21 protein-coding genes are annotated in these 24,401 nt (G+C 63.8%); 13 read left to right on the forward strand and 8 right to left on the reverse strand.

Features of this window, described 5'->3' with window-relative positions; translation table 11 throughout:
• Positions 1–163: 163 nt before the first annotated feature.
• The 6 genes from XH91_RS07045 to XH91_RS07070 all read left to right on the forward strand — a co-directional run bounded on the left by XH91_RS07045 (position 164) and on the right by XH91_RS07070 (position 7,904).
• Positions 164–2,842, forward strand: a complete 2,679-nt coding sequence (locus XH91_RS07045) for a sensor domain-containing protein (RefSeq protein WP_128949902.1) — start codon at positions 164–166, stop codon at positions 2,840–2,842.
• A gap of 142 nt (positions 2,843–2,984) precedes the next feature.
• Positions 2,985–4,454, forward strand: a complete 1,470-nt coding sequence (locus tag XH91_RS07050) for a glycerol-3-phosphate dehydrogenase (RefSeq protein WP_128949903.1) — start codon at positions 2,985–2,987, stop codon at positions 4,452–4,454.
• A gap of 52 nt (positions 4,455–4,506) precedes the next feature.
• Positions 4,507–5,667 (forward strand): ABC transporter ATP-binding protein, encoded by a 1,161-nt coding sequence (locus XH91_RS07055; RefSeq protein ID WP_128949904.1) that lies wholly within the window; start codon positions 4,507–4,509, stop codon positions 5,665–5,667.
• Positions 5,664–6,575, forward strand: a complete 912-nt coding sequence (locus tag XH91_RS07060; protein ID WP_128949905.1) for an ABC transporter permease — start codon at positions 5,664–5,666, stop codon at positions 6,573–6,575. The genes XH91_RS07055 and XH91_RS07060 overlap by 4 nt, the downstream gene beginning before the upstream one ends.
• Before the next feature lies 1 nt (position 6,576).
• Positions 6,577–7,389, forward strand: a complete 813-nt coding sequence (locus tag XH91_RS07065) for an ABC transporter permease (protein WP_128949906.1) — start codon at positions 6,577–6,579, stop codon at positions 7,387–7,389.
• Between the two features lie 14 nt (positions 7,390–7,403).
• Positions 7,404–7,904 carry a DUF6622 family protein gene (locus XH91_RS07070; protein ID WP_128949907.1) on the forward strand — a complete coding sequence of 167 codons (501 nt, stop codon included), beginning with the start codon at positions 7,404–7,406 and terminating at the stop codon, positions 7,902–7,904.
• Here the strand turns inward: XH91_RS07070 and XH91_RS07075 are convergent.
• The 4 genes from XH91_RS07075 to XH91_RS07090 all read right to left on the reverse strand — a co-directional run bounded on the left by XH91_RS07075 (position 7,901) and on the right by XH91_RS07090 (position 12,477).
• On the reverse strand, positions 7,901–8,767 hold the full coding sequence (locus tag XH91_RS07075) for a carbohydrate ABC transporter permease (RefSeq protein WP_128949908.1): 867 nt from the start codon (positions 8,765–8,767) through the stop codon (positions 7,901–7,903). The two genes, XH91_RS07070 and XH91_RS07075, sit on opposite strands and share 4 nt — an antisense overlap.
• The gene (locus XH91_RS07080) at positions 8,764–9,636 is read right to left on the reverse strand and encodes a carbohydrate ABC transporter permease (protein WP_128949909.1); all 873 of its coding nucleotides are present in this window, start codon (positions 9,634–9,636) and stop codon (positions 8,764–8,766) included. Before XH91_RS07080 ends, XH91_RS07075 begins: the two co-directional genes overlap by 4 nt.
• 96 nt (positions 9,637–9,732) lie before the next feature.
• Positions 9,733–11,118, reverse strand: coding sequence for an ABC transporter substrate-binding protein (locus XH91_RS07085; protein ID WP_128949910.1), 1,386 nt, complete (start codon positions 11,116–11,118; stop codon positions 9,733–9,735).
• Positions 11,119–11,502: 384 nt separating this feature from the next.
• A complete protein-coding gene (locus XH91_RS07090) occupies positions 11,503–12,477 on the reverse strand; it encodes a LysR family transcriptional regulator (RefSeq protein WP_128949911.1) in 975 nt (324 codons plus the stop codon).
• A 118-nt stretch (positions 12,478–12,595) separates the two neighbouring features.
• Between XH91_RS07090 and XH91_RS07095 the strand changes: the two genes are divergently transcribed.
• Positions 12,596–13,669, forward strand: a complete 1,074-nt coding sequence (locus tag XH91_RS07095) for a 4-oxalomesaconate tautomerase (RefSeq protein ID WP_128949912.1) — start codon at positions 12,596–12,598, stop codon at positions 13,667–13,669.
• Between the two features lie 51 nt (positions 13,670–13,720).
• Positions 13,721–15,094, forward strand: coding sequence for a C4-dicarboxylate transporter DctA (gene dctA / locus XH91_RS07100; RefSeq protein WP_128949913.1), 1,374 nt, complete (start codon positions 13,721–13,723; stop codon positions 15,092–15,094).
• A gap of 43 nt (positions 15,095–15,137) precedes the next feature.
• On the opposite strand, the gene XH91_RS07105 is transcribed toward dctA, so the two are convergent.
• Positions 15,138–17,027 (reverse strand): AsmA family protein, encoded by a 1,890-nt coding sequence (locus XH91_RS07105; protein ID WP_164933642.1) that lies wholly within the window; start codon positions 17,025–17,027, stop codon positions 15,138–15,140.
• Positions 17,028–17,322: 295 nt separating this feature from the next.
• Between XH91_RS07105 and XH91_RS07110 the strand changes: the two genes are divergently transcribed.
• The 3 genes from XH91_RS07110 to XH91_RS07120 are packed head-to-tail and all read left to right on the forward strand — an operon-like array spanning position 17,323 to position 19,367.
• Positions 17,323–18,060: a CoA transferase subunit A gene (locus XH91_RS07110; RefSeq protein WP_128949915.1), complete on the forward strand. Its 738-nt coding sequence runs from the start codon at positions 17,323–17,325 to the stop codon at positions 18,058–18,060.
• Positions 18,060–18,710, forward strand: a complete 651-nt coding sequence (locus XH91_RS07115; protein WP_128949916.1) for a 3-oxoacid CoA-transferase subunit B — start codon at positions 18,060–18,062, stop codon at positions 18,708–18,710. The genes XH91_RS07110 and XH91_RS07115 overlap by 1 nt, the downstream gene beginning before the upstream one ends.
• 21 nt (positions 18,711–18,731) lie before the next feature.
• Positions 18,732–19,367 (forward strand): GNAT family N-acetyltransferase, encoded by a 636-nt coding sequence (locus tag XH91_RS07120; RefSeq protein ID WP_128949917.1) that lies wholly within the window; start codon positions 18,732–18,734, stop codon positions 19,365–19,367.
• 162 nt (positions 19,368–19,529) lie between these two features.
• Here the strand turns inward: XH91_RS07120 and XH91_RS07125 are convergent, their stop codons facing one another.
• Entirely contained in the window at positions 19,530–20,405 is an 876-nt protein-coding gene (locus tag XH91_RS07125; RefSeq protein ID WP_128949918.1) for an SUMF1/EgtB/PvdO family nonheme iron enzyme, read from the reverse strand.
• 52 nt (positions 20,406–20,457) lie between these two features.
• Positions 20,458–21,555, reverse strand: a complete 1,098-nt coding sequence (nirK, locus tag XH91_RS07130; protein ID WP_164933605.1) for a copper-containing nitrite reductase — start codon at positions 21,553–21,555, stop codon at positions 20,458–20,460.
• A 262-nt stretch (positions 21,556–21,817) separates the two neighbouring features.
• On the opposite strand from nirK, the gene hemN reads away from it, so the two are divergent.
• Positions 21,818–23,170, forward strand: a complete 1,353-nt coding sequence (gene hemN, locus XH91_RS07135) for an oxygen-independent coproporphyrinogen III oxidase (protein ID WP_128949920.1) — start codon at positions 21,818–21,820, stop codon at positions 23,168–23,170.
• Positions 23,171–23,367: 197 nt separating this feature from the next.
• Positions 23,368–23,565 carry a DUF1858 domain-containing protein gene (locus XH91_RS07140; RefSeq protein ID WP_128949921.1) on the forward strand — a complete coding sequence of 66 codons (198 nt, stop codon included), beginning with the start codon at positions 23,368–23,370 and terminating at the stop codon, positions 23,563–23,565.
• Between the two features lie 85 nt (positions 23,566–23,650).
• Here the strand turns inward: XH91_RS07140 and XH91_RS07145 are convergent, their stop codons facing one another.
• Complete coding sequence (locus XH91_RS07145; RefSeq protein ID WP_128949922.1) at positions 23,651–24,361, reverse strand: Crp/Fnr family transcriptional regulator; 711 nt, start codon at positions 24,359–24,361, stop codon at positions 23,651–23,653.
• Positions 24,362–24,401 lie beyond the last annotated feature (40 nt).

Here is a 24,401-nt window from a genome sequence, read left to right on the forward strand (position 1 = left end):
TGCCCGGGAAACGCGCTGCGCGGGCGTTGTCCGTTAAGGAAGCATTTATCATGTCAGGGCAATTGCCGTATTTCACGTCACATTTTTCTGTTGGGTCTACAGGCGTTTACCCGATCCAAACCCGTGAAGCCAGACAATCCGCAGTTGAAATCGCGGGTGGCTGATGGCTGAGAAGAACTGGCAGGAAGGCAGCATGCTTCCGATTGCTGTGCAGGCGCTCGCGTGCCTGACCAGCGCGGTCGCGCCTTCGCGTGCCTATGCCGACAGCGTCATTTCGCCGATCCAGCTTGGCGATTTCGGGCCCAATCTGGTCTGGGAAGCCCTGATCGGGGGCGTCGTGGTCTGCGCGTTCCTGGCCGCGATCGCGCTGTGGATCCATTCCGCGCTGCGCAAGAGCAAGCGTTCGCAGCTGCGGCGCAACGCCTTCATCTCCTCCGCCATGAACAATCTCAACCAGGGCGTGGTGATGACGGACGCGCAGCGGCGCGTCATCTTCTGCAACGACCGCTATCTCGAGATCTACGGCCTGGCGCGCTCGGATCTGTGGACCGGCATGACCGGCTACGACATCCTCGGATTGCGGCGCAAGCGCGGGGTCCTCGGTGTCTCTGACGACGAGTTCTACGAGAAGGCGGCGAGCCCCAACGGCCTGATCACCGAACTGCCCGATGGCCGCTCCATCCTGGTCAAATACTTCGTGCTGCCCAACGGCGGCTCGGTGGCGACCCATCTCGACGTCAGCGAGCAGCGCGCACTGTCGCGGCAGCTCGCCTCCACCAAGCAGTTCCTGGAAACGGTGCTGGACAACGTTCCGGCTTGCGTCGCCGCAAAGAACATCGAGGACGGCCGTTATATCTTCGCCAATCGCGCCTATGAGCACTTCTGGGGCTTTTCGCGCGACCAGGTGGTTGGCAAGAACGCGCGCGAGCTGTTCGGCCCGAAATCGGCTGATAGCATCGAGGCGACCGACCGGGCCGCATTGCTGGCGCCGGAAGGACAATATCGCAACGAATTCGAGGTCGAGGTCGAGCAGGCCCGGCGCATGGTGGCCTCGATCCGGATCGTGGTCCGCAACGAGAGCAACAAGCCGCAATTCCTGCTGGTCGTGTTCGAGGACATCACCGATCGGCAATCGCTGTCGATGGAGCTCGAGAGCACCAAGAAGTTCCTCGAGCTCGTCGTCGATAACATCCCCGTGGCGCTGATCGTGGAGCAGGTCAAGGACGGCCGCTACCTGCTCGCCAACCGCAGCGCCGAGACGATCCTCAACCGCCGGCGCGAGGAAGCCACCGGCCTGACCGCCTCCGACATCTTCAATGCCAAGGAAGCCAAGCTGATCATCGCGCGCGACGAGGCCGCGATCAAGAAACGCGGGATGATCACCGAGGAGCATCCGATCTCCACCAAGGACGGCCTGCGCCTGTTCCTGACCCGGCGTGCCACCGTGCTCAACGATGCCGGTGAGCCGCAATATCTGATCAAGACCCACGAGGACGTCACCAACCGCCGGCAGACCGAGTCGCGGATGGCGCACATGGCCTATCACGACGGCCTCACCGATTTGCCGAACCGCGCGGCCTTCCTTCAGGCGCTGACCCAGATGATCGAAGCCTGCGAAGGGACCGACGAGGAATTCGCGGTCCTTTGCGTCGATCTCGACGGCCTCAAGGAAGTCAACGACGTGTTCGGCCATGCGCTTGGCGACAAGCTGCTGATCGAGGTGGCCCAGCGGCTCCAGGACACCGCGCGAGGCGGTCTGGTGGCGCGCCTGTCTGGCGACGAATTCGGGCTGATCATCGACGGCAAGCAGCCCGACGCGGGCCTCGCGCTGGCGCAGCAGCTCGGCGAGGCGCTCGCGCCGGAATTCCAGATCGACGGCCGCGCGGTCCGCGCCGGTATCACCACCGGCATGTCGGTCTTCCCGCACAATGGCCCCGACGGTGCCTCGCTGCTCGCCAATGCCGGCGCGGCCCTGTTCCGCGCCAAGCAGAAGTCGTGCGGCACGATCAGCCTCTACCAGCCCGAGATGGACCAGCAGATCCGCGACCGCCGCGTGCTGCACCAGGACCTGTCGAAGGCGATCAAGAATGGCGAGCTTTCGCTTGCGTTCCAGCCGCAGGGCATCGCGCGCAACAGCGTCGCCGAGAGCGAGATCATCGGCTTCGAGGCACTGGCGCGCTGGCAGCATCCTGTCCGCGGCCAGGTCTCGCCGGCCGAATTCATCCCGATCGCGGAAGAAAGCGGCCTGATCGTCGAGATGGGCGAATGGATCCTGCGCGAAGTCTGCCGCGAGGCGGCCTCGTGGCCGAAGCCAATGCAGGTCGCGGTCAATCTGTCGCCGGCGCAGTTCATGCACGGTGACGTGGTTGGTCTCGTCCATTCGATCCTGATCGAGACGGGGCTTTCGCCCGGCCGGCTCGAGCTGGAAATCACCGAAGGCGTGTTGATCGAGGATTTCGATCGCGGCCTGGCGCTGCTACGCCGCCTGAAGGCGCTGGGCGTGCGCATCTCCATGGACGATTTCGGCAGCGGCTATTCCTCGCTGAGCTATCTCCAGGCCTTCCCGTTCGACAAGATCAAGATCGATCGCGCCTTCATCATGAATCTCGGCCGCAACCCGCAATCGGCGGCGATCGTTCGCGCCGTGATCGATCTCGGCCACGGCCTGGAAATGTCCATCATCGCCGAGGGCGTCGAGACGATCGACCAGCTCGCTTTCCTCGCCAAGGAGGGCTGCGACGGCGTGCAGGGCTACCTGCTCGGCAAGCCGATGCCGATCGGAAAATATGCCGACCTCGTCGGCCGCAGCGAGGCCATGGAGCTTGCGCTCAAGACCGGCTAAAGCGTTTTCGAGCGAAGTGGACACCGGTTCGCGTAAAGAAAACGCGTCAAAATAAGAAATCTAGAGCCCCGCTCCGATTTCATCGGGGCGGAAATGGCTCTAGTGATGTCGAGCGCTTGCCTCGTTCCCTCTCGACGGTTTCATGGCGGATTACGACCTCGCGATCATTGGTGGCGGCCTGAACGGTGTCAGCCTCGCCCGCGATGCCGCCGGCCGCGGGCTGCGGGTGATCCTGATCGAGCAGGGTGATCTCGGCGGTGCGGCCTCGTCGGCGACCCCTCGGCTGATCCATGGCGATCTCTCGGTGCTGGAGCGGCGTGGCTTCTGGCGCGTCCGCCGGGCACTGGCCGAGCGCTGGATTTGGCTGCGGATCGCGCCGCATCTGGTGCGGCCGATGAGTTTTGTGATCCCTGCCCATTCCGACGAGCGTCCGCCCTGGCTGTTGCGGGCGGGCCTCTATGTTTATGACGCCCTGACGAATCGCGGCGGCCTTCCGGCATCGACGACCTTAGACATCACGCATCATCCGGTCGGCAACGCGCTGAAACGGCCGTTCGGCATCGCTTTCGAATACGCCGATTGCGTCGTCGACGATTCGCGCCTGGTGGTGCTCACGGCGCTGGATGCCGCCGAACGTGGCGCAGCGATCCGGACAGGGGCGCGCTACGTACGGGCCGACAGGGCCGATACCTGGCGGCTCGCTGTCGTCGATCGCGGTCATCGCCGCACGATTACGGCCCGCGCGCTGGCCAATACCACTGGGGCCTGGACGTCGCTGGTGGCGGAAACCGTGCTGAGGCAGAAGCAGCCGGCCATGGCAGCGGTGCAGATGAGCCAGATCGTCGTGCCAAAACTGTTCGAGTCCGACAATGTCTATGTATTCCAGAACGACGATGGCCGGCTGATTTTTGCCAGCCCGTTCGAGCGTGATTTCACACTGGTCGGCACCGTCACGCATGATTTCACCGGCGATCCCGCCATCGTCGCGATGCCGGGCGCCGATGTCAGCTATCTCTGCGAGGCCGTGAGCCGCTATTTCCGCGAGCGCCTTGCGCCGACCGACGTGGTGCGCACGGTCACCGGCGTCAACCTGTCGCCTGCGTCGGCGCGGCGACGCGACGGCACGACGTTGTTCCACGCGCGCCGGCGCAAGGCACCGCTGCTCACGATGTTCGGCGGCGACATCACGACTTCGCGCTTTCGCGCCGAGCGGGCGGTGGCGCGGCTGACGCCGTTCTATCCGATGTCGCGGCCGTGGACTTCGGGCGCAGCGTTGCCGGGCGGAGATTTCGCCTGGGATCGTTTCGAGACGGAAGTTGACCTCGCGCGCCACCGCTGGCGCTTCCTGGAGGAGCCGCAGGCCCGGCGCATGGTTGCGGCCTACGGATCGCGCCTGGCGGCCGTGCTGGGTGAGGCGAAGGCACGCGACGAACTCGGTCCAGCCTTTGGACCTGACCTGACCGGCGCAGAGGTGCGCTATCTCATGGCCCGCGAATGGGCGCGCTTCCCCGAGGACGTCCTGTGGCGCCGCTCGAAGCTCGGCCTGACCATGCCCGCGGCGGACCGCGACGCGCTGGCGGTGTTCATGGCGACCCCACCTCGAACCGGTTGAGCAAACGACGATCCGCCGCTAGCGTGCGGCGGCATTGGGGTTGGCGGGGACCATGACTGACGAGTTGCCCAGGACAGACGCCGCTGGCGGAGATGCGCATCCGGCAGCGTCCGAGCCGCTACTGCGCATCGAGGGCGTGGCCAAGACGTTCGGGACGTTCCGCGCGGTCGACGGCGTGTCGCTCGAGATCAAGGCCGGCGAGTTCTTTGCGCTGCTCGGCCCCAGCGGCTGCGGCAAGACCACGCTGCTGCGCATGCTCGCGGGTTTCGAGGCCCCGGACGAAGGACGCATCCTGCTCGGCGGCCAGGACATCGCGCAGGCGCTACCGCATGAGCGTCCCATCAACATGATGTTCCAGAACTACGCGCTGTTCCCGCATCTGTCGGTGCGCGACAACATCGCCTTCGGCCTCAAGCGTGCCGGCATGGCGCGGGCCGACATCGCAACACGCATCGCGGAGATGGTCGCGCTGGTGAAGCTCGAGGGGCTGGAGAAGCGCAAGCCCGACCAGCTCTCCGGCGGCCAGCGCCAGCGCGTCGCGCTGGCCCGCGCACTGGCGCGGCGGCCGCAATTGTTGCTGCTCGACGAGCCGCTCGCAGCCCTCGACAAGAAGCTGCGCGAGAGCACCCAAGGCGAACTGATGGAGCTACAGCGCCGGCTCGGTATGACGTTCATCATCGTCACGCACGACCAGGAGGAGGCGATGACGATGGCTGACAGAATCGGCGTGATGAAATCGGGCAAGCTTGCTCAGGTCGCGACGCCGCGCCAGCTCTACGAGGCGCCGCGCTCGCGCTGGGTCGCGGAGTTCGTCGGCGACATCAATCTGTTCGATGCCGAGTCCAGATTGCGCGACGGTCATCGCCTGGTCATCGGCACCCGCGATGCCGGCGCGCTTGTCGTGGCCGAGCCGCGTGAGCCGCTCGGCGAAGGAAAGTTCTCGGTTGCGATCCGCCCCGAGAAGGTCAAGCTGTCGCGTCGTGGTCCCGTGAGCGAGGCCGGTCATGAAACCGCGATCAACCGGCTTGACGGCGTGATCGCCGATATCTGCTATCTCGGCGGCACCACCACCTACAAGGTGAAGCTTGATACGGGCGGAATGCTGCAGGCTTCGGTCGCCAATAGCGCGCGCCTCGACGTCGATGCCTATAGTCTCGATCAGCACGTCGTCGCCTGGTTCACGCCCGACGACTGCGTGGTGCTGCAATCATGAGTGCGCGCCGGATCTTCGCGCGACCGGCACGTTTCGCCGCGATCGCGCCCTATGTCTGGATGCTGCTGTTCTTCCTGGTGCCGTTCGGATTCGTGCTGAAGATCAGCCTGTCGCAGACCGCGATCGCGCAGCCGCCTTACGAGCCGGTGTTCGACCTGACGGCGGGTTGGACGGCGATCCGGGCGGCCTTTGCCGCGCTCTCGATCGACAATTTCAGGCTGATCGCCTCCGACGATCTGTATGTGTTCGCCTATTTGCGCAGCCTGACTGTTGCTGTGACAGCAACCGTGTTGCTGCTCGTGATCGGCTATCCCATTGCCTACGGCATGGCGCGACTGCCAAAACGCTGGCAGTCAGTGGCGATGGTGCTGGTGATCGTGCCGTTCTGGACCTCGTTCCTGATCCGCATTTACGCCTGGATCAACATTCTCCAGCACGACGGCCTGCTCAATCGGATCCTGCTGGCGTTGCATCTGGTCAGCCAGCCGGTGGTGTGGCTCTCCACCGACACCGCGATGTATATCGGCATCGTCTATTCCTATTTGCCGTTCATGATCCTGCCGCTCTACGCCACGCTGGCCAAGATGGAGCCGGCGCTGGAGGAAGCGGCCTCCGATCTCGGCGCGCCGCCCTGGCAGGTGTTCTGGCTCGTCACTTTCCCGCTGTCGCTGCCGGGCGTCGGCGCCGGCGTGCTGCTGTGCTTGATTCCCATCGTCGGCGAGTTCGTGATCCCGGATCTGCTCGCCGGCTCCAACTCGCTGATGATCGGCCAGACGCTATGGCTCGAATTCTTCACCAACAAGGACTGGCCGGTCGCATCAAGCGCGGCGATCGTGCTGCTCGTGGTGCTGCTGCTGCCGCTTCTGCTCTATGAGCGGTTGCAACGGCGGCAGCTGGAGGAGCGGTGAGATGCGCAAATTCTCTCGCCTGTCCCGCTTCAATATCGCTTCGCTCGTGCTGGGGCTGGCCTTCCTCTATCTGCCGATCCTCATCCTCGTCATCTATTCCTTCAACGCCTCGCGGCTGGTGACGGTGTGGGGCGGCTGGTCGCTGCGCTGGTATCACGAGTTCTTCGCCGACCGCGCCATGATCGAGGCGTCCTGGATGAGCCTGCGGGTTGCGGTCGCCTCCGCGAGCATCGCCACGCTGATCGGCACGCTGGCTGCGGTGGCGCTGTCGCGCGGCGAGCATTTTCGCGGCCGCACGCTGTTCTCCGGCATGCTCTATGCGCCGCTGGTGATGCCGGAGGTGATCACGGGATTGTCGCTGCTGCTGCTGTTCGTGGCGCTGAACGTCGAGCGCGGATTCTGGACGGTGACGATCGCCCATACCACACTGACCATGTGCTTCGTCGCCGTCGTCGTGCAGTCGCGCCTCGGCTCGCTCGACCGTTCGCTCGAGGAGGCGGCGATGGACCTCGGCTGCGCGCCCGTCCGCGCCTTCCTGTCGGTGACGCTGCCGCTGATCGCGCCGGCGATCGTCGCCGGATGGATGCTCGCCTTCACGCTCTCGCTCGACGACCTCGTGATCGCGAGCTTCACCACCGGTCCCGGATCGGCAACCCTGCCGATCCGGATCTATTCCGAGGTGCGGCTCGGCGTGAAGCCGGAGATCAACGCGATCTGCACGCTGGTGATCGCCCTGATCGCGATCGTCATCGTCATCGCCTCGCTCGCTTCAAAATTGTCGAGCTCGCAGGGCGAGAGCGCGGCGCCTCTCTAGATAAGGAATCGGTCATGATGTTCGTCTATCAGATCCTGGTCCATACCCCACCCTGGGTCTGGATCCTGCTGGCCTATCTGGTCTGGCAGGGCATCCAGTCGATGCAGCCGCGCAAGGCGCCAATCTGGCGTGCATTGATCGTTCCGGTCGTTTTCATCGCCTGGGGCGTTTCGCGGATTGGTTTCGGACATCAGGACAGCCAATGGCCGCTGGTCGCGTGGATCGGCGCGGCGCTCGCGCTGCTGCCGCTCGGTGTGCTGACACCGCGTCCGTTCGATGTCGATCACAAGACGGGAGAGATCATCCGTCCAGGCAGCGCATTCGCGCTCATCCGCAATCTCGTCGTCTTTACCTTGCAGTACACGGTGAGCGTGATCTCCGCGATCGACGCAGGCGACCGAGCGCTCGCAATCATCGTCGGCCGCGCCATATCGGGCGCGACCGCCGGTTATTTCTTCGGTTCGATGGTCGCGCTGCTGCTGGCCTATCGCAGGAAGCGCGCCGAGGATGCTTAAGACTTCACGGCACCTGCCGTCAGTCCGCCCACCATGTAACGACGGAAGACGTAGTAGACCGCGGCCGGCGGCAGCGCGTAGATGAAGCCGGTGGTCATCAACAGCTCCCAGGGCGAGTCGTCGGCGGCGAGGAAATTGCCGAGCGCGACGGGAAGCGTGATGTCCTGGTCGTTCGACAGCAGCAGGAACGCATAGAGATACTCGTTCCAGGCCAGCAGCACCGCATAGGTGCCGATCGCGACCAGCGAGGGCATCATCAGCGGAAGATAGACCAGGCGGAAGATCTGCAGCGTCGTGGCGCCGTCCATCACCGCGGCTTCATCCAGCTCGACCGGCAGCTTGTCGGAGGCCTGCTTGAGCACCCAGATCGCGTAAGGCGAGGCGATCGTCACCATCGCCAGGATCAGTGCCCAGCGATTGTTGAGCAGGCCGTAATTGCCCATGGTGCGGTACATCGGCACGGCGAGGAACGCCGCCGGAATGAAGTAGGTGAAGAGCGCGAGATTCAACACCACGCGTCCGCCCGGCACCTTCAGCCGCGAGATCGAGAACGCCGCAGCCGTGGCGACGAACAATGTCAGCGCACCGACGGCGGCTGCGATGAAGGTCGAATTCCAAAGCTGGATGTAAAAGTCGCGCAGGAAATAGTGCTGCTGCCTGAACACGATTTCGAAATTGTGCAGCGTCGGATGGTCCGGCCACAGCTTGCCCGAGAACGCGTCCTCCTTCGGAGAGATCGCGAACAGGAACATGTGATAGATCGGAATCATCGTCCACAGGAAGACGGGAATGCCGATCAGCAGCAACCGCGCCTCGGTCGCGACGTCGCTCCAGGAAAACTCTCTTACGCCGGGAAGCTTCATCGCGACAACCGTTTCATCATGAAGTAAACGAGCGGCAGGACGAACGGCATCGCGCAGACGATGGAGGCCATCGCAAGCGAGAGCTGGTCGAGCCGGAGATAGCGGATGCCGAGCGTCGACAGCACATGCGTGAGGTCAGCCGGGCCACCGCCGGTGAGAAGGTAAACGCTGTTGAAATCGCCCAGCGTCCAGATCATCGAGAGCAGCGTGCAGGTCACGTAGAGCGTCTGCATCGACGGCCAGGTGATGAAGCGGAATTTCTGCCACCAACTCGCGCCGTCGACCTCTGCGGCCTCGAACAAATCGTGCGGGATTGCGAGCCGTCCTGTGATCAGGATCAGGGTCCAGAACGGCAGCGACTTCCAGATGTGCACACCGATGGCCATGGCGAGCGCAACGGTCGGATCGTTCAGCCAGTTCGGGCCGTCGTCGCCGGTGAATTTGAAGATGAGCTGGTTGACCACACCCCATTCCGGATTGAGCATGAACCGCACCGACAGGATGGTCGGAATCGACGGCACCGCCCAGGGCAGGATGAAGATCACCGAGAGCCATCTGATCCAGGTACGCTGTTGCGCGAAAAATCCCGACAGGAACAGCGCAATCAGCATCTTGATGTTGATGCCGATGACCAGGAAGATCAGCGTGTTGACGGCGGCGCGCGCAAAGACCGGGTCGTTATAGAGCGCGACATAGCTCGCCGGATGGCGCGCCAGCCACAGCCCGTAGCTGACGGGATAGACGACGAAAGCCAGGAATACGAGCAGGTAGGGCGTGAGCAGCACGATGCCCCAGACTTGGGCCGGCGTCAGCCGGGCCGACAAGGGCGGGGCGGATATCGCGTGATCGCCGGAAAGCGTGATCGCCATTCTTTTCGGACTCTTCAAAGAGAAGCCGGCCGCGGAACGCGGCCGGTGTTGTTCTTACACCTCTCCCCGCCCGGCGGGGAGAGGGAGCGATAGAACTTAGCCTGCAACCTGCTTGATGCGGGCGATCATCTCGTCGACGGCCTTGTCGACCGGGATCTTCTCGCTGACCACCCGGTTCATCGCCTTGGCAAACACGTTCTCGTTGTTCAGGATCGTAAACTTGTAGTTCTTCGTGAAGTCGAACGGAATCGTGCCACCGGTGAACTGCGCGTAGGCTGCCTTGCGGTGCTTGTCGGCCTGCCAGAACGGGCTTTGCTGACTCGCCTTCGTGACCGGGAACCAGCGTCCGAGTCCTCCTTCGACATAGGGCTTCAGGTTCTCTTCCTGCATCAGGAACTTGATGAACTCCTTGCCTTCCGCCTTGTTCTTGGAGGCCGAGAAGATCACGCCCGTCTTGACGTCTGAGCGGTACTTCATCGGCGTGCCGTCCGGCTTGTTGGGGAATCCGGTGGTGATGATGTCCTGCTCATAGGCCTTCTTGCCGGCGTCGCGCTGCTCTTGCGTGAGCGCCGGATTGATCGAGTCCTCATACCATTTTGCCGGAATCGAGATCGTAAAGTTGTGAGTCATCACGATCGTCTTGTTGTGGAAGGCGACGTTGTTGTCGGGGTCCTTCCAGGTGGTCGAGGAGGGCGGCGTGCAGCCCCTCGTGTAGATGTCCGTGTAATCCTTGAGCGCGTGGATCAGGCCGTCGCGGACCTTGGGATCGTCGACCGTGATCTTGCCGTTGTCGTCGACCAACCTGACGTTGTAGGCGTCCATGAAAGTGTAGAACGACTGGAATGCGTCGGTGGACTCCACGCCCATCGGCTGTCCGATCGCGTAGAGGCGCTGGCCGGTCGCCTTGCGGATGCCCGGCTGCACCTTGTCGCACCAGAACGACCAGTAGTCATTCCATTTGGTCGGGATGTCGCTCTGCTTGAAGCCGGCCTTCTCCAGCATGTCGTTCCAGATGTTGACATGCATGGTCTGCTGCTTCAGCGGGAAGCCGTAATAGCCCTTCTTCTTGGTCTGGTCGTTGTAGAGGAGGGCCGTCTCCAACGTGTTCGGTGCAAACGCGTCCTTCATGGGCAGCAGAATGTCGGAGAGGTCTTCGAGCTTGCCTTCGAACGCCCACTTGCCGGCCGCTTGCACGTCATACGTGTCGGAATAGGCGACGTCTGGCACAGTGCCCGAGTCCAGTGCAGCGACTGTCTTCGGAATCATGTCCTGGACGGCATACTGCGACAATTCGACCTTGATGCCACTCTTGTCCTCGAACTTCTTGATCGCTGCGAGCAGCGCGTCGTCCTCGGATTTGTAGAAGCCCTTCACCCACCAGACCGTAATGGTCTTCGACTGGGCCAAAACGGGTGCAGTGGCGGCGAACAGCCCAACCGCAGCGACCGCCAGTGACACTGCGCCAATAACCTTGGATCTCACGTTTTTCTCCCTCAAACGGCCGGAGTTTTTAACCGGTCGTATAAAACACTAGCCCATGGGCGCTATCCGATCTAGCGGCATGTTGTCAGACCTAGGTCGAGGGGGATCTGGCTCTCGGAGATGCTTAACGTGCGTATCGATCCAATCGCGGCATCGATTTGGCCCGATCAATTCGCCTCGTGCGTTTCGGCCTCGACCGGTCATCCGCTCGCGACGTACCCGCCGCCGGGGCAAGAACCCGACCGCCTGTATTCGTTATCAACACTTAGCGCAACGCGATGGCCGGCCGAGGCACACGTCGAGAGTGTTTGAGGACAGGGAATGGCTCGGTCGAGGAAACCCCGGCCAGAAGGGAGCGATCTCGGGCCGCCGGGCGTCCAGTGATCAGCGCTTTTGCTTCGGGCCGATCGAAACGGAATTCGAGCTTGCCGCGGCGGAGCGGGGCTTGTCTTGTCCGCTCGTCCGGGAAGGTGAGCGCCACGCCTCGAGGAGCATCTTGAGAAATTGGTTGGCATGAGGTGACAGCGTCGCGCCGTGCCTGCGCACGATTCCGATCGTCCGCGACACCTCCGGCTCGATCAGCCGAACGGTGCGAATGATCGGATGACCGGCGGCGGGTGTCGCGAGCCTCGGCAACACGGCGATACCCAGTCCCTCTTCGACCAGGCCGAGCGAACCGGAGAGGTGAGCGACTTCATAGGACCAATTCAGCTGCAGGCCCTGTCGCGCCAGCGCATTGTCGATCAACGCGCGATTGCCGCTGTTGCGACCGACCGTGATGACCCGGTGCGAAACGATCTCCGACCAGCTCACTTGTTTGCGCGATGCCAGCGGATGGTCATGACGGCAGGCGAGGACGAAAGGGTCCTCGACGAGCTTCTCAAATTCGATTTCGGCATGCGAGGCGCCAATGAAATTGATGCCGAAGTCGGCTTCTCCACGTGCGACCGCCTCCAATCCCTCGTTGGCGCCGATGTCCAGGATCCGGATGCGAATGCGCGGATACGCTTCGGCAAACCGGCCGATCGCACGTGGCAGGAAGTAGAACACCGCCGTCGGCACCGCAGCCACCGAGACCAGTCCCGAACTTCGCGCGCCGATATCGTGGATGGCGAGTACCGAGGTCTCGAACTCGTCGATGAGGCGGCGAACCTTCGGAAGGAAGTCGCGGCCGGTCATGGTGAGATTGACGTGACGCGTCGAGCGTTCGAGCAATGGCGCACCGAGACTTTCTTCCAGCTTCTGGATGCGTCGGCTGAGCGCCGGCTGAGACAGGTTCAACGCCTTGGCAGTCCGCACGAAGCTTCCCGTCTCCGCGACGGTGATGAATGCCTTGAGGTCGAGCAGCTCCGCATTCATGGCCTGTCTCCAATTATACCGATTTTCGCATTAATACTTCACATATTTGCATTTTACAGAAGAGTTGCAAGGGAAGATGATCCGTTCGCGTCAAGACGTCGTCGAACGGAACAGCTTCATGAACGATCAGATTGCCATCCCCTGTGTGGTCATGCGCGGCGGGACCTCGCGCGGGCCGTTCTTTCTGGCGAGGGATCTCCCGGCCGATCCCAGAGCGCGAGATGCGGTCCTGTTGTCGGTGATGGGCGGCGGCCACGATCTTGGAATCGATGGGATCGGCGGCGGCAATGCCGTCATCAACAAGGTCGCCATCGTGGGGCCGGCATCAGTCCTGGGCGCCGATGTCGACTATTTGTTTGCCCAGGTCCGTGTCCGCGAGGGGATCGTCGATACGTCGCCGAATTGCGGAAACATGCTTGCGGCGGTGGGGCCGTTCGCAATCGAGGCCGGCCTGGTCACCGCAACCGCGGATCGCACCCACGTGCGCATTCACAATGTCAACACCGGTAAGCTGATCGATGCCACGATTGCCACCCCCGGCGGGCAGGTGACTTACGAGGGCGAGGCGCGGATCGACGGCGTTCCGGGAACGTCGGCGCCCATTGAACTGTCGTTTCCCAACGCGGCCGGCGCACGCACGGGTCGTCTGTTGCCGACTGGCCGACCGGTCGACCGCATCGACGGGATCGATGTGAGCTGCATCGACGCGGCGATGCCGGTCATGCTGGTCCGCGCGGCAGATCTGGGATGGACCGGGCGTGAGGCGCCTTCGGATTTCGCCGACAACAGCTTTCGCGCGCGACTCGAAACGCTGCGCATCGAGGCTGGCCGCCTGATGGGCTTTCCAGATGCCGCGAACATGGTGATTCCGAAACCGATCCTGATCGCGCCCGCAAGCGAGGCGACGTTGAACGTCAGGTACTTCATGCCGCACGACTGCCATAGCGCGCTGGCGGTGACCGGCGCGGTCGCGATCGCGACGGCCTGTGTCACGCCCGGAACGGTCGCCGCAGACTTGGTGGGATCGCTCGCGCCGCCGGTGCCGATCACGCTGGCCCATCCGTCCGGCCAACTCGTGGTTCGGCTGGAGCCCGGTCCGGTCGCGCGGGTGCAGCGGACAGCCCGGCGAATATTCGAGGGCCATGTCTTCGCCCGCCGGTCGCACGTACCTCATGCGGTTCTGGCGGCCTAACACCAGACTGCTCTTAGAAAATTCAAGAATCAGACCAAGGGAGAAGCGAGAATGCAGATGCAAGCGCGGGCTGAGTCCGCGAACGCCGAGCCGCGAAAGCCATTCTACCGGATTCTCTACGTCCAGGTGCTGATCGGCCTGACGCTGGGCGTGCTCACGGGCCATCTCTGGCCCGAATTCGGTGCCGCGCTGAAGCCCTTTGGAGACGGCTTCGTCAAGCTGGTCAAGATGATGATCGCGCCGATCGTGTTCTGCACCATCGTGAGCGGCATCAACAGCATCAGTGATACCCGCGAGGTCGGGCGTACGCTGGTGAAATCCATGGCGCTGTTCTACATGCTGACCGCGCTCGCGCTGCTGGCGGGGCTGGTTGCCGTATTGCTTATCCAGCCGGGTGTCGGCATGCATGTGTCCGTCAACACGCTGGATCCGTCGGTGGCTGCGAAATTCACCAAGCAGGCAACCGCCACCGGATTTGCCGATTTCATGCTGCACATCATCCCGCATTCGTTCTTCGGAGCGTTCGCCGATGGCGAGGTGCTGCCGGTCCTGCTGGTCTCAATCCTGATCGCCTTCGGCCTGAGCCGTGCCGGCGATGGCGGTGCCGTCGTGACGAAGGCGATTGAATCGTTCTCGCAGGTTCTATTTGTCTCCTTCGGCTTCATCATGAAGCTTGCTCCGCTCGGCGCTTTTGGCGCCATGGCGTTCACGGTGGGACGCTACGGCATCCGTTCCATTGGCTCGCTCGGGCTGCTGATCCTGACATTCTATATCGCCTGCTCCGTCTTCGTGGTCGTCGTGCTCGGGACGTTGGCCCGGTTGAACGGCTTCAGCCTGTGGAAGACGATCCGCTACTTCAAGGAAGAACTGCTGATCGTGCTCGGCACATCCTCTTCAGAGCCGGCGCTGCCCGGCGCGCTGCGCAAGCTGGAACTGCTCGGATGCCAAAAAGGCGTATCGGGGCTCGTCTTGCCGATGGGCTACTCGTTCAATCTGGACGGCAGCGCCATTTATCTCACCCTGGCGTCCATCTTCATCGCCCAGGCTTGCGACATTCATTTGTCTTGGGGACAGATTGCGGCGATGCTCGGATTGATGCTGCTGACGTCCAAAGGGGCGGCCGGCGTCACCGGGAGCGGCTTCGTCGCGCTGGTCGCAACTCTCACCGTGATGCCGGATCTGCCCGTGACGGGCGTGGCGCTCCTCGTCGGCATCGATCGCTTCATGTCGGAGGCGAGGGCGCTGACCAGCATGATCAGCAACTGTGTCGCGGCTATCACCGTCTCGCTGTGGGAGAACGCCTGTGACCGCGAGGTGCTGGCCCGCGAACTCGGGCAAAGCGGTACCCCCGTCGAAGCGAGAACCCGAGCAACATCGGTACGTGAGGACAAGAGCTGGATCGCGACCACGCAATCGGCCGCTTGACGGCGCGTTGGGATCAAACCGGTGGCGGCTCCGGCCTCGTGCTTTAGTTGGACTTCGCGCCCTCTTTGGCGTTCTCCGCCGTCGGCGATCCCTCCGGCGTCGGCCGCTTGCCGCCGGTGATGCGTTGCTTCAGGAGGTCGAGGAACGGAGATGCCGCCGGCGACTGGCGGATCAGGGCCTCGGGGTCGGGGAAAATCAGCGGATCGTCCCAGGGGCCCTGCACCATGAAGGGCAGTTGAAAGCCGGACGTCGTGTTCAGGCTCGCCACACCCTTCATGTCGTATTCGCGCGTCGGCACCGAGGCGGTGCCGGTCAGCGTGATCTTTGCGGCCGGTCCCTCGATGCGGATGTCCTCGGCGGTGGCGATCCCGTCGGCGAATTTCACCGCGATGGTGAGCTTGTCGTAAGGCGTCGTGCCGCTGCGGAAATTGCCGCCGCCGGACAGCGGCCGCCGCTCGAGCCGCTTCAGGAGCTGCTCCGCATTGAAGCCGGAGATGGCGCCGTCATGCCCGGTCACGGTGGCGGTGCCGTCGAGCGATTGCACGAGGCCGAACGGGCTCGAGCCGGAGGCGACGAGGGACACGTTGACGTTGCCGCGGCCGGACAGCTTGTTGAGGCCGAACAGTTCGGTGGCGCAGGCCTGAAGGTCGACGTCGGTGAACTGGAATTGTGCCTTGATGTCGGCGACCGTGTCGGCGCGCGAGATGCCGAACGAGCCCTTGGCGATGCCGCCATAAACCTGGGCTTCGCCGACCGAGAGCGCCAGCGTGCCGTTACGCAAATTGGCGCCGATCGCGGTGCGGCCGAGCTTGGTCGGGCCGACCGTCAGCTTGGCGGCCGACAGGCGCATGTCGAGGTCGGTGCTCGACAAACCGTTGAGATCGAACAACTGCCTGTTCCAGTCGCGCGCGCCGCTCGCGAGCAGGCGGAAGGTGGAGATATAAGGCGTGAAGTCGAGCGCGTCGGCGGCGAGCGTTGCCTGCAGAGTCTGCCGGCCATTGTTGGCATAGGTCATGACGCCTTCGGCGGTGTTGCCGTCGAGCTCGACATTGACATTGGTCAGCGCGATCGAGGCGCCGACGACGTTGGCGCGGGCCTTCAGCGCGAAGCGGCCGAAGCCGCCGCTGCCGGGCTGCGGCTGGCCGGTCCAGCGCAACGCGTTGCGCAGGGACGGGCTGTCGATGGTGAGCGTTCCCTCCATCATCGGGCTGGTGCGGTTGGCGACGCTGCCGTCAAAGGCGAGCTTGAGCGGCGCGCTGGCGATACGCGCCTTCAGGCCGGAGCGCTCGCCCGAGAGCGCCGCGACGAAATCGGCAAAGCTGATCGAGCCGTCGACGCGTTCGCCGCGCCAGTCGAATTGGCCGGTTGCGGCGAAGGAGCGCGAGATCGAGGGCCAGGCCAGCGACAGGTCGATGTCCTCGAGCTTCTCGGTGGCGTTCGTGGCGGCATCCAGATAGTCGAGCACGCCGTCCTGGATCCTGATCTCGGAGAACGAGACCTGGTTGTCGGCGCCGGGCTTCATCGTCCGCGCAATGGTCTGGATGAACGGTGTCCAGTTGCTCTCGCCGTCCGGCTTCAGGCTGACATGGATATGCGGCCGCAGCAGCGTCAGGTCGGCGATCTCGAACCGCTGCAGCAGCAGCGGCAGCAGCCGGAGGTTGGCGGTGAGCACGTCGACATGGAGCGCGGGGTCGGCGGTGCCGCCGCCCTTGAGGCCGACGTCATGGAACGAGATGTAGCTCGCCGGCAGCACGGAAATGTCGATGTTGCCGTCGACGCTGAGCTCGAGCCCGGTGACGTCGCGGATCTGCGCTTCGACCGCCTTGCGCAGCGCGTCGCGGTTGATGAGCCAGGAGGTCGCGATCAGGGCGATCAGCGCCACGCCGAGCAGCGCCGCAATCGGCGTCCCGAGGCGCTTCATTCCTTGGGCCATGGTCAATGGCATGTCCTGATCGGGTTGGTCGTTTGAGCCGGAAAGGCGGGCCGGGAAACCTGCGCGCCCTGCGCCCAAGATCCTGCCCGAGTCTTGTTATGTTAAGTGCCGCAACTTGATGGGTTTTCTTGTCGCTTTCAAGGCCGCGGACGGTACTGCCCACGGTGTGGGCAGCTTCTAGCACCGCCCCTCGGAACGGAGAACCCCGTATCATTGACGGCTTCGGACGATTTCGCCTAATAATCGCCGCCAATAAGGGCGCGACGCCTCTCAGGTTTCAGTCGAGGGTTTTTGCATGAACAAGGTCTATCCCGACGCCAAGTCGGCGCTCGAGGGCGTTCTCAAGGACAACATGATGATCATGTCCGGTGGCTTCGGCCTCTGCGGCATCGCCGAGTCGCTGTCGGACGCGATCCGCGACTCCGGCGTCAAGGGTCTGACGGTCGTCTCGAACAATGCCGGCGTCGACGGCATCGGTCTCTCGCGCCTGCTGGAAACCCGCCAGATCAAGAAGATGATCTCGTCCTATGTCGGCGAGAACAAGCTGTTCGCCCAGCAATTCCTCGCCGGCGAGCTGGAACTCGAATTCAACCCGCAGGGCACGCTGGCCGAGCGCATCCGCGCCGGCGGCGCCGGCATCCCGGCCTTCTACACCAAGACCGGCGTCGGCACGCTGATCGCCGAAGGCAAGGAAGTGAAGGAGTTCGACGGCGAGAAGTATTTGATGGAGCGCGGCCTGTTCGCCGACCTCGCCATCGTGCACGCCTGGAAGGGCGACACCGCCGGCAACCTGATCTACCGCAAGACCGCCCGCAACTTCAACCCGATGATGGCGACCGCCGCCAAGGTCACCGTGGCCGAGGTCGAGCACCTGGTTCCCGCCGGTGAACTCAACCCCGATCACATCCACACGCCCGGCATTTTCGTGAAGCGCATCGTCGAGGTCGGCACGGCCAAGAAGCGCATCGAATTCCGCAACACCCGCCCGCGTCCGACGAGCGCACCCCCGGCCGGAACAGGAGTAGAAATCTGATGGCTTGGACCCGTGAACAGATGGCTGCGCGTGCCGCGAAGGAATTGCGTGACGGCTATTACGTCAATCTCGGCATCGGTATCCCGACGCTGGTCTCGAACTACATCCCCGATGGCGTCGATGTCAGCCTGCAGAGCGAGAACGGCATGCTCGGCATGGGCCCGTTCCCCTTTGAGGGCGAGGAAGATGCCGATCTCATCAACGCCGGCAAGCAGACCGTCAGCGAGCTGCCGTCGACGAGCTATTTCTCGTCGGCCGACTCCTTCGGCATGATTCGCGGCGGCCACATGGATCTGTCGATCCTCGGTGCCATGCAGGTGGCCCAGAACGGCGATCTCGCCAACTGGATGATCCCCGGCAAGATGGTCAAGGGCATGGGCGGCGCGATGGACCTCGTCGCCGGCGTCAAGCGCGTCGTCGTGGTGATGGAGCATTCCGCCAAGGACGGCGCCAAGCTCCTGAAGAAGTGCAACCTGCCGCTGACCGGCGAGCGCGTCGTCGACATGGTCGTGACCGATCTCGCGGTCTTCACCATCGACAAGCACGGTGACGGCGGCATGGCCCTGATCGAGCTCGCCGACGGTGTCACGCTCGACGAGGTCAAGGAAAAGACCGAGGCCGAATTCCGCGTCGCGCTGAAGAACACGTAAGGTCGACACAAAGGGGCGCGCATGACGATACGGTCTGCGCGTCCCGACGACGCCGATTTCATCGCCAGAACCATCCTGCCATCGCAGCGCGGCTACCGGCCGCGCGGCTGGTTCGACATTGCCCTCGGCTGGCCGGAACAGCAGTGCCGCGAATTCATAGCGCGCATCGCCACCGCGCAGGCCGTGTCGATGTGGCATTATCGGAGCTTCCTGATCGCTGAATGCGATGACAAGCCCGCCGCTGCGCTCTGTGCCTTACCCGCGGCCGGCACCGGTCCGGCGGCGTGGGCTGCGATCGCCGAGGTGGGCGCCGCGACCGGGCTGACCGCGTCCGAGCTGGAGGCTATCCGCCGACGCGGTGCCTATGTCCGGGACTGCTGGGTTCAAGGCGGCGAGGGTGATTGGATGATCGAGCATGTCGCGACCGACCCGGCCTATCGCGGCCGCGGCCTCGTGCAGGCACTGATCGCGCAAGCGCTCGAGAAGGGGCGGACCGCTGGATTTAATCGCGCAACGATCTCGTTCCTGATCGGCAACGAGCCGGCAGAGCGGGCCTATGCCAAGGCCGGTTTTGCCTTTGCGGACGAGAAGCGCGACCCCGCCTTCGAGGCGATCATCGGAGCGCCGGGCTTTCGCATGTTCGCGCGGACGATTTGAACGTGCTTGCCCACCGCGCTTGATGTTGTCATGCCCCGCCTCGTGCGCAATTGCGCACGGGGGCGGGGCATCCAGTAAGTCGCGGCCTCTCGTTTCAATTGACGTCGTCTCTGGAATACTGGATCGCCCGCCTTCGCGGGCAATGACAGCGGTGTTGCTCTGCTACGACCTCGCCCACACTTTTCCCAGCCGCGCCGACACGTTCGCCACCCATGACCGGTCCTCGCGGACCAGACGAAAACCGAGATTGGCGGGCGGCACGCCCTGTGCGCAGCCGCCGGCGCGGGCGTCGCGGATGAAGTCGGTGACGTAGGCGCGGTGCGCGCCTTCGGCGACGCGTACCCCGCAATTCACCGTCGGGCGGCCTGCGTTTCCTGATGCATCGACGCGCGAGCGCACGAAGCAGGTCGAGGTCCACTCCCAGACATTGCCTGCGACATCGGACACGCCACGCTCGTTGAGGCCGAACTTGCCGAACGGATAGGCCGTGGTGTCGGAAAGGTCGCGTTCGGATTCGCGCTCGTAGCGGCTGATCCAGCGCCTTGCAGGATTGTCCGCATCCGCGGGCACGCCGTCGTCCCTGAACCGGGAGCCCGCCGCAAAGGCCCATTCGGCGTCGCTCGGCAGGCGGTAATTATGGCCGGTCTTGCGCGATAGCCAGCTCGCATAGGCCTGTGCGTCGTACCAGCTCACCTGCACCGCAGGGCGGTCTGGCGCAATCGCGACGCCGCGATCAAGCGCGCGGCATTCGCCGTCTCGCACGCAAAGCTGGTAGTCGGCGGATGAGACTTGCTCGCGCATGACGTGGAGCGGCTTCGTGAATTGCAACGTGTGCAGCGGCGCCTCGGCCTGCTGCCCGCCGCGGGTGAAATCGCCGGCCTCGCGATAGGCGAAGCTGCCCGCGGCGATCTCGACGATCGCGGGCTCGCCCTGCGCGTTGGACGTTGTCATCTCGGAAACGAGTGGCGCAACGGCCAAGGGTCCCGCGAAGCCCGCAGCGCAGGCGAGCAGCAATTTGACCTTGAATGCAATCAGCATGGTCGTCCCCCGAAGCAAGAAGGGGCCGGTGATGGCCGGCCCCTTGTCGCATTTAGTTGGTGCTGGCGGCCGGGATTTCGGCAGGCGCCTTCACCTGGGTCATCAGATCGTCGTTCCACTTGCCCTCGACCTTGAAGTGCGCGGTGGCGCCGAGGTCGGCGGCTTCGATCAGATTATGTGTGACATAGGCGTAGATGCCGGGTTGCAGGAACTTGTACATCGCAGCTCCCGCCGAGCCCCCGCGGATGAACCAGGTCTCGAGCCCGGTCTCGGGCGGATTGGAGAATTTTCCGGTCTCCCAGACATAATCGCCATGGCCGCCGATCAGGTGCGGACGGCTGTCGCGGTTGGCCTGCGAATGCACGATCAGGACGTTCTCGCCGACATTCGCCGTCAGGGCGTTCTTGCCGGTGAGGGCGCCGACCTTGCCGTTGAACACGACGTGGGACGGGATGAGCTTCTTCATTACTTCTTCCGTGTCGGTGAAGGCTTCACCCGGCGAGTCGTAGGATTTGAAATTGCCCTTCTCGTCGCGCGGCACGTACAGGTCCTGCTCGCCGATATAATAGACCTTGTCGTATTTCAGCGCGTGGCCCTTGCCGTCGCTCAGTCCGTCGCGCGGCAGCACCATCACGGCACCGTTCATGCCGGAGACGACGTGCCAGGGAATCATCGGGCCGCCCGGTGCGCAGTGATACACGAACACGCCGGTCCGCGTGGCCTTCCAGCGCAATACGACCTGCTCGCCGGGATTGATCAAGGTGAGCGCGGCGCCGCCGAGTGCGCCGGTGGCGGAGTGGAAGTCGATATTGTGCGGCATGGAGTTGGTCGCGGGATTGACCAACGTCACTTCGACATAGTCGCCCTCATGCACGACCATCAGCGGGCCCGGCATCGAGCCGTTGAATGTCATGGCCTGGAAGGTGGTGCCCTTCTCGTCGATGACGACCTTCTTCTCCTGGATGGTAAGCGTGAACTCCATGATCTTGGGGCCCTGCTTGGTCGCCTGCTCGTGCGCATGCACGAAGGGCGGCGCAACCAGCTCTACCTTCTGCCGCGGCAGGTTGAGATCGTTGGCGGCGAAAGCGGGTGCTGCCAGCATCAGGGCGGTCGCGGCGGCGCTGATCAATGCGGCTCTGCGGGTAAACATCGAAAGCATCCTTCATCTGAAAAGCGTTTGATGACGAATGCAGTGTGCGCCTGTTGCGGCAAGCGTGTTTGCGCTGCGACAAGCTTTTGCCGGATTCGGCTCCGGTGAATCCCTTAAGAGCTGCACCGACAGAGGTGTCCCGATGTGCGATCCGGCGCCACGACTTTGAGCGAGCGCAAGGTGGTCTGGCGGAAAACGGGTCATCTTGTGCCATCCGGGCTGCTGCGCCCGCGTGCAGCACTGATTTACGAATGGGTAAGACATGAGGACCGACCTCGCGGCGAGCTATGGCGAAGAGAGATTGCCGCGCTACACGAGCTATCCGACCGCGCCGCATTTCTCGCCGGAGATCGGTGCCGGCACCTACTCACGCTGGCTGTCCGAGCTTCCCTCGGGCGCGAGCGCATCGCTCTATCTGCACGTGCCGTTCTGCCGGGAGATGTGCTGGTATTGCGGCTGCCATACCCAGATCGTCCGCCGCGATGAGCTTGTCGCGGCCTATCAGCGGGCTCTCCTCAGCGAGATCGCACTCGTCGCTGACACCATCGGTCGCCGCATCAAGGTCGAGCACATTCATTTTGGCGGTGGTACGCCGACGATCATGGCGCCGGAGGCCTTTGCCGAGCTGATGGCCGCGATGCGTCATGCCTTTGTCGTGCTGCCCTCGGCCGAGATCGCGGTCGAGATCGATCCGCGCACCCTGACCGGCGAGATGGTCGAGGCCATGCGGCTGTCCGGCGTCAACCGCGCCAGCCTTGGCGTGCAGAGTTTCGATCCCGTCGTTCAGCGCGCCATCAATCGTGTGCAGAGCCGCGAGCAGACCGCCTCCGTCGTCGGCATGCTGCGGCAGGCAGGTATCGGAGGAATCAACTTCGATCTGATCTACGGCTTGCCGCACCAGACGATCGCATCCTGCCTGGATACGGTGCGTCGCTCGCTCGAGCTCGCGCCCGACCGCTTCTCGGTGTTCGGCTACGCGCATGTGCCTGGCTTCAAGAAGCACCAGCGCATGATCAGCGAAGCCCATTTGCCGGACGGTCTTACACGGCACGACCAGGCCTGCGCCATCGCCAACGCGCTGAAGGAGGCCGGCTATGTGCAGATCGGCCTCGATCATTTCGCCAGACCCGATGATGCCATGGCCGTGGCCTGCGAGAAGGGAACGCTGCGGCGCAATTTCCAGGGCTACACCACCGACAAGGGCGAGGTCCTGCTCGGCTTCGGCGCCAGCGCAATCGGACATCTGCCACAGGGCTACGTCCAGAACGAGGTGCAGGTCGGCGCCTATCAGCAGAGCATCGCCAGCGGCCGCCTCGCCACCACAAAGGGCTATGGACTCACGGAAGACGACCGGCTGCGCGCTGACATCATCGAACGGATCATGTGCGAGTTCGGCGCCGATCTCGCGGACATCTGCGCACGCCATGGCGCCGAGCCGGGGGCGATGCTGCAATCGGCGTCGCGGCTGAAATCGCTGATCTCGGACGGTGTGGTGAGATTGGACGGCGATCGTCTCGCGGTCGCGAACGACTCACGCTTCCTGGTCCGCAGCGTCGCCGCCGCATTCGATGCGCATCTGGATCCGGGCAAGCAGCTGCACAGCCGGGCGGTGTAGCCTCTCTCCGTCATTCCGGGGCGTGCGAAACACGAACCCCGAATCCATCGCTCCACGTCATCGGCCGCACGATGGATTCCGGGCTCGCGCCAAGTGGCGCGCCCCGGAATGACGAGTTGAGGAACGAGCGACAGCTTGCGCTTCAACAAAGAACCTCCGGCCAACCCCGCTATCGTCAGTTCGGAACGGAGTTGTCCATGCCCTTCGGATCCGACGATCTGGTCGATGACATCATGCGCAACGCGCCGCACACAATCCGTGTGTTCCTCGCCTTCAGGATGGCCTGTGTCGGCTGTCCGATCGCGACCTTCCACACCGTGGACGACGCTTGCCGCGAGCATGGCATTGACCGCGACAAATTCCTGGCCGCGCTGAGCGATCGTGTGCCGGCGTGAAGCAGGTCGTAATCTGCGCCGGGCGCGCGGATGTCGGGGTGAGGGAGCGCTTGCGCCGTAAGCGGAAGCGTCCTCACTCCAATTGTCAAGCGGCGCCGCTGTCCGGGCTCCGCTCCGCCAGCACGACGATCTTGTGCGGTTCGCGCAGGATGATGCGTTGCCGGCCGCTCTCGACGAGACCCTGGCTCTCCCAGCCGCTGAGGATGCGGCTGACCGTGTGCAGCGTGGTGCCGGTCATCTGTGCAATGTCCTGGCGGCTGATCGGGAAGTCGATCTCGATACCGTGGTCGAGCTTCTTGCCAGATTGATTGGCGAGCCGCAGCAGCGCATGCGCGACGCGCTGCTCGACCTGCTGGGTCGACATTTCCAGGATACGGGTGTGGCTCTCCTGCAGCCGCTTGCCGACGGTCTGCATCGTGTTGGCAGCAAGCGCGGGGAACCGCTCGACCAGGCGCGGCCATGCCGACGTGGGCCAGATCAGGACGACGCTATCGTCGACCGCGAGCGCGGTTGCCGGATAGTGCGCGGCTCCGATCGCCATCGCCAGCCCAAACGTCTCGCCGGGCGCGACATAGCGCACCACGATCTGCTCGCCGGTCGGCGTGGTCTTGGCCGCGCGGACATGGCCGTGCAGCAGCAGGAAGAACGACTGTGCGTCTGCGCCCTGCTCGAATATGGCGGTGTTCCTGGGGTAGCGCGCGGAGCGGGCCTCGCGCAGAATCTCGTCGAGATCATCCGGCTTGACACCGGCGAACAGCGGCAAATGCGCAACCAGCGATGTGTCGACTTTGGCCATTCTGCCTCCTTGGCATCAGGGAGTGTGATGGCACCTGCAA

The sequence above is a fragment of the Bradyrhizobium guangzhouense genome, assembly GCF_004114955.1.
Lineage (GTDB): Bacteria > Pseudomonadota > Alphaproteobacteria > Rhizobiales > Xanthobacteraceae > Bradyrhizobium > Bradyrhizobium guangzhouense.